At 63.2% G+C, this 13,454-nt stretch carries 12 protein-coding genes and 1 pseudogene; 8 read left to right on the forward strand and 5 right to left on the reverse strand.

Going from position 1 to position 13,454, the window contains the following annotated elements:
* The first annotated feature begins 8 nt into the window (after positions 1-8).
* The gene (gene yidC, locus EJ077_RS28450) at positions 9-1,820 is read left to right on the forward strand and encodes a membrane protein insertase YidC (protein WP_208698068.1); all 1,812 of its coding nucleotides are present in this window, start codon (positions 9-11) and stop codon (positions 1,818-1,820) included.
* A gap of 171 nt (positions 1,821-1,991) precedes the next feature.
* Positions 1,992-2,552, forward strand: coding sequence for a fasciclin domain-containing protein (locus tag EJ077_RS28455; protein WP_208698070.1), 561 nt, complete (start codon positions 1,992-1,994; stop codon positions 2,550-2,552).
* Between the two features lie 196 nt (positions 2,553-2,748).
* On the opposite strand, the pseudogene EJ077_RS28460 reads toward EJ077_RS28455, so the two are convergent.
* The 3 genes and pseudogenes from EJ077_RS28460 to EJ077_RS28470 all read right to left on the reverse strand — a co-directional run bounded on the left by EJ077_RS28460 (position 2,749) and on the right by EJ077_RS28470 (position 6,041).
* Positions 2,749-4,295, reverse strand: a pseudogene (locus tag EJ077_RS28460) (DHA2 family efflux MFS transporter permease subunit).
* Entirely contained in the window at positions 4,292-5,584 is a 1,293-nt protein-coding gene (locus EJ077_RS28465) for an HlyD family secretion protein (protein ID WP_208698072.1), read from the reverse strand. The pseudogene EJ077_RS28460 and the gene EJ077_RS28465 overlap by 4 nt, the downstream one beginning before the upstream one ends.
* The gene (locus EJ077_RS28470; RefSeq protein WP_208703151.1) at positions 5,577-6,041 is read right to left on the reverse strand and encodes a MarR family winged helix-turn-helix transcriptional regulator; all 465 of its coding nucleotides are present in this window, start codon (positions 6,039-6,041) and stop codon (positions 5,577-5,579) included. The genes EJ077_RS28465 and EJ077_RS28470 overlap by 8 nt, the downstream gene beginning before the upstream one ends.
* Positions 6,042-6,218: 177 nt before the next feature.
* Here EJ077_RS28470 and EJ077_RS28475 point away from each other — a divergent pair, with 177 nt between their 5' ends.
* From EJ077_RS28475 to EJ077_RS28490, 4 genes are all read left to right on the forward strand, one after another.
* On the forward strand, positions 6,219-6,533 hold the full coding sequence (locus EJ077_RS28475; protein WP_208698074.1) for a hypothetical protein: 315 nt from the start codon (positions 6,219-6,221) through the stop codon (positions 6,531-6,533).
* A gap of 122 nt (positions 6,534-6,655) precedes the next feature.
* Positions 6,656-7,294: a CatB-related O-acetyltransferase gene (locus tag EJ077_RS28480; protein ID WP_208703152.1), complete on the forward strand. Its 639-nt coding sequence runs from the start codon at positions 6,656-6,658 to the stop codon at positions 7,292-7,294.
* A 74-nt stretch (positions 7,295-7,368) separates the two neighbouring features.
* Positions 7,369-7,950 carry a ribosome biogenesis GTP-binding protein YihA/YsxC gene (yihA, locus tag EJ077_RS28485; RefSeq protein WP_245458812.1) on the forward strand — a complete coding sequence of 194 codons (582 nt, stop codon included), beginning with the start codon at positions 7,369-7,371 and terminating at the stop codon, positions 7,948-7,950.
* Between the two features lie 51 nt (positions 7,951-8,001).
* The gene (locus EJ077_RS28490; protein WP_245458573.1) at positions 8,002-8,709 is read left to right on the forward strand and encodes a hypothetical protein; all 708 of its coding nucleotides are present in this window, start codon (positions 8,002-8,004) and stop codon (positions 8,707-8,709) included.
* A gap of 53 nt (positions 8,710-8,762) precedes the next feature.
* On the opposite strand, the gene EJ077_RS28495 is transcribed toward EJ077_RS28490, so the two are convergent.
* Positions 8,763-9,584 carry a tetratricopeptide repeat protein gene (locus EJ077_RS28495; RefSeq protein ID WP_245458574.1) on the reverse strand — a complete coding sequence of 274 codons (822 nt, stop codon included), beginning with the start codon at positions 9,582-9,584 and terminating at the stop codon, positions 8,763-8,765.
* Positions 9,585-9,731: 147 nt separating this feature from the next.
* Positions 9,732-10,451: a TetR/AcrR family transcriptional regulator gene (locus EJ077_RS28500; protein WP_208698077.1), complete on the reverse strand. Its 720-nt coding sequence runs from the start codon at positions 10,449-10,451 to the stop codon at positions 9,732-9,734.
* Between the two features lie 128 nt (positions 10,452-10,579).
* On the opposite strand from EJ077_RS28500, the gene EJ077_RS28505 reads away from it, so the two are divergent.
* Positions 10,580-11,770, forward strand: a complete 1,191-nt coding sequence (locus EJ077_RS28505) for an HlyD family secretion protein (RefSeq protein ID WP_208698079.1) — start codon at positions 10,580-10,582, stop codon at positions 11,768-11,770.
* A 124-nt stretch (positions 11,771-11,894) separates the two neighbouring features.
* On the forward strand, positions 11,895-13,451 hold the full coding sequence (locus EJ077_RS28510) for a DHA2 family efflux MFS transporter permease subunit (RefSeq protein WP_245458813.1): 1,557 nt from the start codon (positions 11,895-11,897) through the stop codon (positions 13,449-13,451).
* The last annotated feature ends 3 nt before the right edge of the window (positions 13,452-13,454 follow it).

A 13,454-nucleotide genomic window follows, 5' to 3' on the forward strand; every position in this document is an offset into this window, starting at 1 on the left:
GGCTCTCGATGGAAAACAACCGGAACTTCTTCATCACCATCGCCCTGTCGGTGCTGATCCTGGCGCTGTGGCAGTATTTTTATGTCCTGCCGCGCAGCGAGCAGCAACGCGAGGCGGCTCGCATCGAGCAGCAGCGCGTGGAAGAGCAGAAGAAGGCGGCCGAGGCGGCCAACCCGGGTGCGGCAACGCCCGCCCCGGCTCCCGGCGCCATTCCCAGCGCGCCCGGCGGCGACGTCGTTACCGCGGCCGGCCGCGACCAGGCGCTGGCGGCTTCGAAGCGCGTCAAGATCGATACGCCGAGCCTCGAGGGCTCGATCAATTTGACCGGCGCGCGCCTCGACGACCTCAAGCTCAAGCACTACACCGAGACCGTCGACAAGAATTCGCCCGAGATCGAACTGCTCAACCCGCAGGCCCTGCCGACCGGCTATTTCGCCGAGATCGGCTTTGTCGGCAACGACAAGACCGGCGCGGTGCCGGGTGCCGAAACGGTGTGGAGCGTGGACGGCAATCCGACGCTGACCCCGTCGACGCCGGTGACGCTCACCTACACCAACGACAAGGGCCTGACCTTCAAGCGCACCTTCTCCGTCGACGCCAACTACATGTTCACGGTGTCGGACACGGTGCAGAATGCCGGCTCGAGCGCGGTTTCGCTGTTCAACTATGGCCGTGTCACGCGCTACGACAAGCCGGCCGTCGCCAGCACCTATGTGCTGCATGAAGGCCTGATCGGCTTCACCGGGACGGAAGGCCTGCAGGAACACAAATACGCGTCGGTCGAGAAGGACAAGCAGTACCAGCCCGGCAAGTCGACCGACGGCTGGCTCGGCATCACCGACAAATATTGGGCCGTCACCCTGGTGCCGACCGAGAAGCAGCCGTTCCAGCCGCGCTATGCCTATTTCGAGGATGGCCGCCACCGTTATCAGTCCGACTTCCTGACCGACCCGATCAATGTCGAGGCCGGCCAGTCGGCGACCGTAGAAACCGAGGTCTTCGCCGGCGCCAAGGAAGTCGCCAAGATCAACGCCTATGCCGAAGATCGTCACATCAAGCGGTTCGATCTCCTGATCGACTGGGGCTGGTTCCACTTCATCACCAAGCCGATGTTCTGGCTGATCGACACGCTCTACAAGTTCCTCGGCAATTTCGGCCTGGCGATCCTGGCCACCACCGTCATCGTCAAGGCCATCTTCTTCCCGCTCGCCAACAAGTCCTACGCGTCGATGGCGAACATGAAGAAAGTGCAGCCGAAGATGCTCGAGATCCGCGAGAAATACGCGGACGACAAGATGAAGCAGCAGCAGGCGATGATGGAGCTGTACAAGACCGAGAAGATCAATCCGCTCGCCGGCTGCTGGCCGGTAGCGCTGCAGATCCCGGTCTTCTTCTCGCTCTACAAGGTGCTCTACATCACCATCGAGATGCGGCACGCGCCGTTCTTCGGCTGGATCCAGGATCTGGCGGCGCCCGATCCGACCTCGCTGTTCAACCTGTTCGGCCTCATTCCGGTCACCCTGCCGCACATGCTGATGATCGGCGTCTGGCCGCTGATCATGGGCGTCACCATGTTCCTGCAGATGCGCATGAACCCGACGCCGCCGGATCCGACGCAGGCCGCGATCTTCACCTGGATGCCCGTCATCTTCACCTTCATGATGGCCGGGTTCCCGGCGGGTCTGGTCATCTACTGGGCCTGGAACAATACGCTGTCGATCCTGCAGCAGGGCGTGATCATGAAGCGCCAGGGCGCCAAGATCGAGCTGTGGGACAATCTGATGGCGCTGTTCCGCAAGAAACCTTCGCCGGCCGAATAGCCGGCGCGTTCCCTCCTCAAAAGGCCCGGCTCGTCCGGGCCTTTTTGTTTGCCCAAGGCATCGCTTCACGATCCCGTGATCGGCGAAACTGCAATCACTCGAGGGGCGTGACTGCGTGTGCGTTTCCAAAGGCTATCAATCCCGATCAGCCCTCACCCGGAGGAAGACCACATGCGCTTGCCCACATTCAGGACCATCGCCATATCAGCCCTCGTCGCCGGCATGGCGATTGCCGCTCCAGCCTTTGCCAAGAACCCGAATGTCGGCGGCGCGCCGATGTACGCCACCAAGACCATTGTCGAGAACGCGGTCAAGTCGAAGGACCACACGACGCTGGTCGCAGCCGTCAAGGCCGCCGGCCTGGTCGACACGCTGCAAGGCGCCGGCCCGTTCACCGTTTTTGCCCCGACCAACGAAGCCTTCGCGGCGCTGCCGGCCGGCACGGTCGACACGCTGCTCAAGCCCGAGAACAAGGACAAGCTCACCAAGGTGCTGACCGCGCATGTCGTGGCCGGCAAGATTTCGGGCGCCGAGATGATGAAGAAGGCCAAGGCGATGGGCGGCAAATACGAGATGAAGACCGTCTCGGGCGACACGCTCACCGCCGAAGTCAAGAAGGGCAAGCTCTACATCATGGACGAGTCCGGCGGCGAGTCGAAGGTGACGATCGCCGACGTCAACCAGTCGAACGGCGTCATTCACGTCGTCAACAAGGTTCTGTTGCCGAAGTAGCGGCTCCCGGCGAAAAGGGGGCGTCGGCGGATCGTTGGGGCTTTCTCGGTCCGCCATCCCCGCCTCATGACGAGGTGCCATGTTTCTTGGGAAGCCGCATCGGCGAGGCCGGGGTCCTGTAGTCCCTCACAGGACCCCGGTTTCTTTTGGTGAGGCGCTGAGCCTCGCCGTTCGAAGCTCGACCGCTTCTGCCACATCACTCCATGACGGCGCTGTGGTCGACCTTGGCCGGCGTACCCGGCTTGCGCAGCAGGAGCACCAGCGGGATCGCCGCCAGCGACAGGATCATCATCAGCTTGAAGTCGTTCATGTAGCTGATAACAGTCGCCTGCAGCGTGACCACGCCGTCGAGCGCGGCGCGGCCGGCGGCGGTATAAGGGTTCATCGCCTTGAAGATCGCCGGATCGCCGAACGCCTGGTTGAAGGGCGTTACATAGGTGGCGATGTTGGCGTGGTTGATCTGCACATTCTGCGTCAGAAGCGCGGTGACCACCGATATGCCGACGCTGGAGCCGATGTTGCGCGACAGATTGTAGAGGCCGGTGCCTTCCGCGCGCCGCTCCGGCGCCAGCGTGGCGAAGGTGATGGTGGTCAGCGGCACGAACAGGAAGCCCAAGCCCGCCCCTGGATGAAGCCGGTGGAGATGATGGTCCACTGCGAAACATCGGGCGTCCAGCCGGTCATGTCGTACATCGCCCAGGCGGTGATCAGCAGGCCGATGAGCAGCAGCCAGCGCGTGTCGACCTTGCCGATCAGCCTGCCGACCAGGAACATGCAAGCCATCGTGCCAAGCCCGCGCGGCCCCATGACGATGCCGGCCGTCACCACGGGGTAGCCCATCAGCGTCTGCAGGTAGGGCGTCATCAGCGCCAGCGAGGCGAGATAGGTGATGCCGATGATGAAGATGAAGATCATGCCGACGGCGAAATTCCGGTCGAGGAACAGCCTTGGATTGACGAAGGTGTTGCGGGCGGTGAAGGTGTGGACGAGGAAGATGTAGAAGGCCGACGCGCAGATCAGCGCCTCGACGATGATCTCGGATGACGAGAACCAGTTGAGCTGCTCGCCGCGATCAAGAAACATCTGCAAGGCGGCGATGGTGATGCTGAGCATGCCGAAACCCAGCCAATCCAGCCTTGCCTTGAAATCCAGCTTGGTTTCCAGGACGTACAGCGACACGCCGGCGAAGGCCAGCGCGCCGATCGGCACGTTGATGTAGAACACCCAGCGCCAGCTGACATTCTCGGTCAGCCAGCCGCCGATGACCGGCCCCAGAACCGGCCCGACCATCACCGAAACGCCGAACAGCGCCATGGCGGAGCCGCGCTCTTCCACACTGTAGATATCGAGCAGGATGCTCTGTGACAGCGGCACCAGTGCTGCGCCGAACAGGCCCTGCAGCAGGCGGAAGCCGACGATCTGCGGCAGCGACTGCGCGAAGCCGCACAGCACCGAGGCAACGACGAAGCCGGTGATCGAGGTCAACAGGATGCGCTTGCGGCCGAAGCGGTTGGCAAGGTAGCCCGAAGGTGGCGTCATCACCGCCGCCGCCACGATGTAGGAGGTCAGCACCCAGTTGATCTGGTCGGCGCTGGCCGAGACGCTGCCCTGGATATAGGGCAGCGCGACATTGGCGATGGTCGTGTCCAGCGCCTGCATGATGACGGCCAGGATCACGCAGGCGGTGATGGCGCCGCGATTGGCGACCACCGGCGTGGCACCTGTCGCGGACGCGCTGGTCATGACTTTTGTCCGAACAGGCCGATGAGATTGGTGACGAAGTCCGGCAGGCCGCGTGCATGGCCCGTGTCGACGTCGACCACGGCGCTCATGCCGCCGCGCAGCGGTGGTTTGCCATCGATGCCATCGATCGTGACGCGCATCGGGATGCGCTGCACGACCTTGACCCAGTTGCCGGTGGTGTTCTGCGCCGGCAGCAGCGAGAAACTCGACGACGAGGCGGGGCTGATCGAGGCAACTTTGCCGTGCCAGACGGCACCGGGATAGGTGTCGACGCTGATCGTCGCGGTCTGTCCCGGCCGTACATAGGTGAGCTCGGTTTCCTTCGGTTCCGCCGCGATCCACAGATCAGTCGACGAGACCAGGCTGAACGCCGGCTGCGAGGCCGGCAGGTACTTGCCGACCTGCAGCGCGTCGACATTGGTGACGATGCCGTCGAACGGCGCCTTGACCACGGAATCGGCGAGGTTGCGCTGCGCATCGTCGACGCCCGACTGGGCCTGGAGGTAGAAGGGGTTCTTCTCCACCGGCTGGTTGGCGTCGCCGCCGAGCTGGGCGAGCGTGGCCTGCGCCTGCGCCTTGGCGACGGACACTTTCTGGCGCGCGGCGACGAGATCATGCTGGGCGCTGTCGAAAGACGCCTTCGAGGCGGTGGAGGTCTTGAGCAGATCCTGCTGCCGCTGGAAAGCGGCCTCGTAATAGGGAATGTCGGCCTGCGCCTGCTCGATCTGCGACAGTGACTGCTGGTAGCTCGCCTCCAGGGTCAGCACCTGGTTGCGGACGGTACCGAGCTGGGCCTGGGCGGCAGCGAGAGCGGTTTCGAAGGAGGCCGGCCGCAGGCGAAACAGCACGTCGCCCTTCTTCACCGCCTGGTTCTCATGCACGTCGATCTCCTGCACCGTGCCGGAGACGTCGGTGGAGACTCCGAGCGACTGGGCCTGGATATAGGCATTGTCGGTCGTCATCAGCTGACCGCCGGTGACATAATAATAACCGCCGACGACAAGCGCGACGGGAAGCAGGGCAAAGAGGACGGGCCGCGTCAGGCTGCGCTTCGGTTTGACCGGAACAGGAGGGGCGACGGCGGCGGGGGCCTGCCGTGGCGGCGACTCCCTGGCCGGAGCCTCGAGCGCCGCCGGCTCCAGCGCGACCGGCGCTTCCTGCTCGTCATCTTCGATGACGACACTGGCCCGCCGCTGTTCGCGCTCATTGTCGAGCTGGATAATCTGGTCGGTCCGATTCGCCGGTGTTTCGTCTCCGGCAGGCTTCTTGGGGGATGTCGATTCAGCCATGTACTTTCTCCCGGTCGACGGCTGGCTGGGTGCAAGCCGCGAGCAGATTGGATTTGATCAAGCTTAGGGTTTGCAGCAGATGCTGCTGTGTTTCGGACGAAAGGCCGGCGAAGGCCTCGTCTCGTGTTTTCTGGCCGTTGCCGCGCATGATCTCGAGCAGCGGACGGGCCCGCGGTGTCAGGTAAAGCAGCCATGCCCTGCGGTCGACGGGATCGGGCCGGCGCTCGATGAAGCCACGCGCCTCCATCTTGTCGAGCAGCCGCGCGAGCGTGATCGGCACGATCTCGATGAGGTCGGCGAGCTTGTTCTGGTGGATGCCTTCATGCAGCGAAAGGCAGGCCAACACCTGCCATTGGGCGCGGGTCAGCCCCGATGCGCGTGACCGCTGCTCGAACCGCTTGCGAAGCAGGCGCGCGACGTCGTGCAGCACGAAGCTGATATTGGGGGAAGAGGGCATGGGAGGGGGTCGGGGTCGGCTGACAACTTTCGTGAGCATGCTTATTATCATCATGCACATAATCCTGCTGGACACCCCGCGCAAGACCGTTTAAGCCCCGGGGAAGAAAAAAACGCATGGGCCACGGCATGCAAAAGCCGCCTAGCGATGGGGATTTGCCGGCAAGGATTTTCAGCGATGAATTGGATCAGGGTCACGGCCGTCACGGCTCTCGTTGGATGCCCGGGCGCCGCGGCCGCGAAGGATGCGGTCAGCTGTGGCGGCGCCGCCATGCTGGGCGGCGCGCAGCTCAACTGCAGCCATGTCGAACCCAAGGCGCCGCCGCAGTTCTGCACGTTTAGCTGGGATCTTCACAGGATGGCGGGAGATCAGAAGGTCGTCGAAGGCAGCTTCATGCTGCCGCCCGGAGCGTCGAACGTTCAGGTCTATCAGGGCAGTGGTTTCGACAGCGCGCTGTCCAACCCGATCGTTATCTGCCGCGGCAACAAATGAGCGTGGCGAGCAAGGAAGGCTCGCTCGTCAGCCGATTGGTGCTATAGGGCGGATCACGTTATTTTGACCAGGCGCGCGGATTGCGGATCCGCGTGGCTATCACTTCCTGGACGGACTTCGACATGGACGGACCCAACCCCAGCATCAAGCACCCGATCCCGATGCACACGCGCGTCGGCTTCCTGAAGCCTCTGGTGACAGAGCCGAACATCGAGATCGGCGACTTCACCTATTATGACGACCCGGACGGGCCGGACAAATTCGCCGAAAAATGTGTGCTGCATCACTATCCCTTCATCGGCGACAAGCTCATCATCGGCAAGTTCTGCGCCATCGCCGAAGGCGCGCGCTTCATCATGAACGGCGCCAACCACGCCATGTCCGGCTTCTCGACCTATCCGTTCAACATTTTCGGCCACGGCTGGGAAAAGGGTTTCGACCCCCAGACATGGTCGAAGGAAGTACGCGGCGACACGATGGTCGGCAACGATGTCTGGATCGGCATGGAGGCCGTGATCCTGCCCGGCGTGGAAATCGGCCATGGCGCCATCATCGCCGCCAAATCGGTTGTGACGCACGATGTGCCGCCCTATGCGATCGTTGCCGGCAACGCCGCGAAAGTGGTCAAGATGCGTTTCGACGACAGGACGATCCGGCGGCTGCTGGCGGTGGCATGGTGGGACTGGCCGGTGGACAAGATCGGCCGCAATCTCGACGCCATCAGGAGCGCCGATATCTCTCTTCTGGAGGCAGCAGCTTGAACGTTCCCAACAGCACCGCGATCCACACCGACCTGTTCACGCGCGGATGGATCTTCATCCGCGGCGTGCCCGCCATGAAGTTCCTGCCGCCGGAAGGGCCGCCGGAGATCGCCTTTGCCGGCCGCTCCAATGTCGGCAAGTCGTCGCTGATCAACGCCCTGGTCAACCACAAGGGGCTGGCGCGCACCTCCAACACGCCGGGGCGCACGCAGGAACTCAACTATTTCGTACCGGACGGATTTTCGGGCGAGGGCACCGACCTGCCGCCGATGGCGCTGGTCGACATGCCGGGCTACGGCTACGCCACCGCGCCCAAGGAGAAGGTCGACGAGTGGACCAAGCTGGTCTTCGACTATCTCAAAGGCCGTGTCACGCTGAAGCGGGTCTATGTGCTGATCGATGCCCGCCACGGCATCAAGGCCAAGGACGACGAGGTGCTGTCGCTGCTCGACAAGGCGGCGGTATCCTACCAGATCGTGCTGACCAAGACGGACAAGATCAAGGCCGCCGGCGTGCCGCGGCTGATCGAGGAGACGCTGCAAAAGATCAAGAAGCGTCCGGCGGCGTTTCCGTTCGTGCTGGCGACATCATCGGAAAAGGGCGAAGGCCTGGAGGAATTGCAGGCTGCCATCGTGCTCGCGGCGAATGGCGGCTAGTCGTCGTGCGCGCATACGTTGACCGCGCCCCGGCTATCGGTCAACATCGCAGTGCCGTTCGAGGGCAACCGGATGCGTATCGTTTTTCGTTGTGATCCCGCGCTTGCCGAAATGCTGCCCCGGCCGGTTCCCGCGCGTGGCGTCCTGCCTGATTGGCTCCGCAAGATGCCTCCGAAAGCCTATTCGGAAATCCATGGGCGAGAGATCAGGACAGTAAAACAGTGTCCGCCCTTCGTCGATGCCATGACACATGGCTTCATGATCCTGCTGCCATGCGATGTGACAGTTGAGAACGGGGCCTTTGAATGGCGGTGGGACATCGCCGAGCCATCAACGAAGGGCCACCCGCGTTCGCCGCTCAGCTTCCATGTCGCCGAACAGCTCGCCGGCGCACCGTTGTCGAATGGGCTGGCGGCGATAAAATTCAACAGTTTCTGGACGATCGAGCTGGAGGAAGGCTGGTCCCTGTTCGCCACCCATCCCGTCAACCGCGATGATCTTCCTTTCCGCCTGGTGACTGGTGTCGTCGATTCGGATCACTTCCAGGACGCCGGCATCAATTTCCCGGCGATTTGGATTGACCAGGATTTCTCCGGCGTGCTGGCGAAGGGCACGCCGATTGCGCAATGCTTTCCCGTGCCGCGCGCCGCGCCCGAGCTCGTTTTCGAAAGCTTCGATGTCGCGCGCAAAGCCTCCTATGAAAAACCGTCGCCGATGTTCTTGCCGAACCCGGTGTCTACCGTAAGCAGTTTCGCGTGAAACGCGCCCGCTAGAGCCCGGTCCGAGTGCTGCCGCTCCAAATGCGACCCGACCTAATTTTTGTTTTTACCAAGCACGCCCTTCAGCGTTTCGCGATCGATCCAAAGCTTGCCGTGCGGCGCTGACGCCAGGGCCATCGCGATGACGCCAAAGGTTGTGGCGCGCTGCCCGTAGGCCGTTCGATAGGCCTCGATCGCGGCGTCCATATCGCCGGCTTCCTGAAGCGCTACCCCCAGATTGACCGCCGCCTCGGCGTCGTCGGGGCGTATCTCCAGCGCTTTGCGATAGGCGGCCGCTGCCCCCACATGATCATGCAGGTCCTGCCTGACAAGGGCGAGGTCGAACCATGCCGATGCGGGCGCGCTCCCCTTTACGGCCCGCTCCAGCAAGGGTGCCGCATCGGCGGGCATTCCGTCCTCGAACAGCATGCGGCCCAGGCGCGCTGCCGCCTCCGCCGACAAGGGATCGGCAAGTGTCACCTGTCGCCATACCTCGAGCGCATGGGCCCGGTCGCCTGCCTGATCAAGCGTTCGCGCCTGCTCGATAAGCACAGCGGCGCCAGGCGCCAATTCCGCCGCGCGTGAGAGATGGAACAGTGCTTGGTCAAAATCCCGTGCCGCCCGCGCCAAGCGGCCGGCGAGCAATTGAGCTGATGCATTGTCGGCCCGGATCGCCAGACTTGCCTGAATATGGGCGCGGGCTTCCAATATCTCTCCCTTGGCGAAAAGAACGGCAGCCATAAGGTGGTTGAGGGCAGGGTCGTCAGCCGCCTCGCGAAGAGCCTCCCCGCAAAGCAGCCGTGCCTGCTCGTGGCGACCGGCGTTGAAGTCTGCCACGATGAGTCGCATCTGATTCTGGAGCTTCGGAACGCCCATCCCGTCCTGCCTTCACGCTCGCGAACGAGAACCATTCCCGCCGAATGATCGGTTCTACCCAGATCCAGACGTTGACGCTCCGCGCCTTGAGGTCAAGCCGGCCTCGGCAAAAAATCGGCCACTTGACGGCCGTTCCGGAGAGTCCTGTCAGGACGAGTGTGAGCTCTTTTCTTCCTCTGCCAGCCTTTCCGTGCCGTAGGCCTTGAGGAACATGCCGACGCCCGACCTGACAATGTGGTCGATCTCGTCCTGGGTCGGTGCCTTGGTGCGGTAGGCGAAGATGCACTGCCGGAAAAGACCGGCCAGGCACAGTTCGGTGAACTGATAGGCGGCGAGGTCGACATCGTCGATCTCGAGCAGGCCGCGCTCGATGGCGGCGTTGAGGAAGACCACCACCTTGTCATGGCCGCGCTTGGGCCCGCGTTCGTAAAAGCGCGCGCCCATGTCCGGTATCCTGTCGGAGGCGCCGATAACCGTGCGCTGCGCCTGGATGACCCTGGCCGAGGTGATCTTCATCGACAGCACCTTGCCGAACTTGACCAGCGTCTGGCGCAAATCGTCGGCGCGGTCGAGCATGTCGTACATGTTTTTGAAGATGGTGCCGCGCTCTTCCTCGATCAGCGCCTCGAACAGCTCTTCCTTGTTGGCGAAGTAGACATAGATGGTGCCCTTGGAGACACCGGCCTGGCGCGTGATGTCGTTCATCGAAGCGGCCTCGAAGCCCTTTTCGATGAAGACGCGGCGGGCTCCGTCGATGATCTGGCTGCGCTTGACCGGATCCTGTCCGGCCGCCGGGCGGCCACGGCGCAGACCATCAAGCAGATCCTCGCACTGGTCGGCTTCGGCGTTGCGCACAGTCTCCACCATAAAAGTCACACCTCGAAAATAATTCGAACCAACCGGTTCGATTGCCCCTTGATATGGTCCTCTTTACGCGCTATGTCAACGCCCAGATCGAACCGAACGGTTCAGTATTATAACTTTAGAGAGATGTCATGTCCTCGAATACGTCCGTCACCGCCGAAGTCCGCCCTTTCCCCAACGCCAAGGTTGCCCCGGCGACGGAAGCGCCCGATGTGCATGTCCAGCCAGTCGTCGCGCCGCCGCCGGAGGCTGAAGCTCCGGCCAAGAAGAAGCGCTCGGTGCGCTCCTTCCTGCTGCCGATCATCGGCCTTGCCCTTTTGAGCGGCGGCGCCTGGTACGGCTATGATTACTGGACCACGGGCCGCTTCATGATCTCCACGGACGATGCTTATGTCCAGGCCGACATGGCGTTCGTCTCGCCAAAAATTTCCGGCTATGTCGATCAGCTCCTGGTCAGCGAGAACCAGCAAGTCAAGGCCGGTGATCCGCTGCTGACGATCGATGCCGGCGACTACAAGATCGCGGTCGCCCAGGCCGAGGCGCAGATCGCCACGCTGGCCAAGACGCTCGACCGCATCGACGCGCAGACCAAGGCAGCACAGGCCTCCCTGCAGCAGGCGCAGGCGCAGAAGGTCGCCGACCAGGCCGCCGCCGACAATGCCGGCCGTGCCCAGCAGCGCGCCGCGCAACTGGTCAAGACGCATGTCGGCACGCAGGCACAGCTGGACGACGCCCAGACCGCGCTCGACCAGGCCAAGGCCGCTCTCGTCGGCGCCGACGCGCAGATCGCCGCCGCGCAGGCCAATATCGGCGTGCTCGAGGCACAGCGTGCCGAGTCGGCGAGCACGCTCGCCTCCTTGCAGCTCGGACGCGACAAGGCCGCGCGCGATCTCTCTTTTACCGTACTCAAGGCGCCGTATGACGGCGTCGTCGGCAACCGCTCCGTCGAACAGGGCGATCTGGTCAGCCCCGGCCAGAAGCTCGCCGTGGTCGTGCCGATGGACAAGCTCTACATCGTCGCCAACTTCAAGGAGACGCAGCTTGCCCGGCTGGTGCCCGGCGAAAAGGTCAACATCTCGGTCGATGCCATCGACGGCCATCCCATCCAGGGGACCGTCTCCTCGCTGGCGCCGGCGTCGGGCGCGGTGTTCTCGCTGCTGCCGCCGGAAAACGCCACCGGCAACTTCACCAAGGTGGTGCAGCGCGTGCCGGTCCGCATCGACGTGCCGGCCGATGCGCTGAAGACCGGCAAGCTGCGCGCGGGCTTGAGCGTCGTCGTCGCCGTCGACAGCCGCACGGCGCCTGCCGCGAGCACTAACTGATCGCTTTTCGGAGGGCGGCTTGGTGGCTGATTGAAGCACCGAGCCGCCCGGCCTGCCTCAACGAGGCCCCAAGGAGGGCCATGGAATGGCAACCGCTACCATCACCGCAGGATCGCCACCGGCCATGCCGGCGGTTCCCGACACGATTTCGACGCGCCGCGTCATTGCCTTCCTGGCGATGGTGTTCGGAATGTTCATGGCGATCCTGGACATCCAGATCGTCTCGGCCTCGCTGGCCGAGATCCAGGCGGGTCTCAGCGCCAGTTCCGACGAGATCCCCTGGGTGCAGACAGCCTATCTGATCGCCGAGGTGGTCATGATCCCGCTGTCGGGCTTCCTCAGTCGGATGCTGTCGACGCGCGTGCTGTTCACCGTCGCGGCCGCGGGCTTCACCGCGGCCAGCGCGCTGGCCGCGACCGCCACCAACATCGACCAGATGATCGTCTACCGCGCCGTGCAGGGCTTCATCGGCGGCGGCATGATCCCGAGCGTCTTCGCTGCCGCCTTCACCATCTTCCCGCCGTCGCGCCGCGCCATCGTCTCGCCGATGATCGGCCTGGTGGCGACGCTGGCGCCGACCATCGGCCCGACCGTCGGCGGCTATATCAGCCACGCCTTTTCATGGCACTGGCTGTTCCTGGTCAATGTCGTGCCCGGCATTCTGGTGGCGACCGCGGCCTGGTCGTTGATCGATTTCGACAAGCCCAATCTCAAGCTGTTCTCGAAGTTCGACTGGTGGGGCCTCGCCAGCATGGCCGCCTTCCTCGGTTGCATGGAGTATGTGCTGGAAGAGGGTCCGAACAATGACTGGCTGCAAGACCAGGCCGTGTTCATCTGCGCCATCATCATGACCATCGGCGCGGTGATCTTCTTCTGGCGTGTCTTCACGGCCGAGGAACCGATCGTCGACCTCAAGGCCTTCAGCAACATCAATTTCGCCTTCGGCTCGCTGTTTTCCTTCGTCATCGGCATCGGTCTCTATGGCCTGACCTATCTCTATCCGGTCTTCCTCGGGCGCATCCGCGGCTACGATTCGATGATGATCGGCGAAGCGCTGTTCGTCAGCGGCCTGGCCATGTTCTTCACCGCACCGATCTCCGGCATCCTGTCGAGCAAGATGGATCTGCGGCTGATGATGATGATCGGCTTCTTCGGCTTCGCCACCGGCACATGGTGGATGACGCACCTGACCGCCGACTGGGATTTTTATGAGTTGCTCATCCCGCAGATCCTGCGCGGCTGTTCGATGATGCTGTGCATGGTGCCGATCAACAACATCGCGCTCGGCACCTTGCCGCCGGACCGGTTGAAGAATGCATCCGGCCTGTTCAACCTCACCCGCAATCTCGGTGGTGCGGTCGGCCTTGCCCTCATCAACACCGTGCTGATCGACCGCAATGCCTTCCACTACGCAAGGCTCGCCGAGCACGTGCAGTGGGGCAGCGCGGCGGCCCAGCAGAAGCTGCAGAACATGACGCTCAACTTCGAGCAGACATCAGGCCTGGACGCCACCAGTGCGGCAATCTCCAAATTGTCGGGCATGGTCCATCAACAGGCGGCGCTGCTGTCTTTCATGGACGTGTTCTACATGCTCACGGTGCTGTTCGCGACGCTTGGCCTGTTCACCATGCTGATCAAGAAGCCGGCCGCCCCCGGTGGTGGCGGAGGCGGCGGGCACTGAAAC

Source organism: Mesorhizobium sp. M8A.F.Ca.ET.057.01.1.1, assembly GCF_003952565.1.
GTDB lineage: Bacteria > Pseudomonadota > Alphaproteobacteria > Rhizobiales > Rhizobiaceae > Mesorhizobium.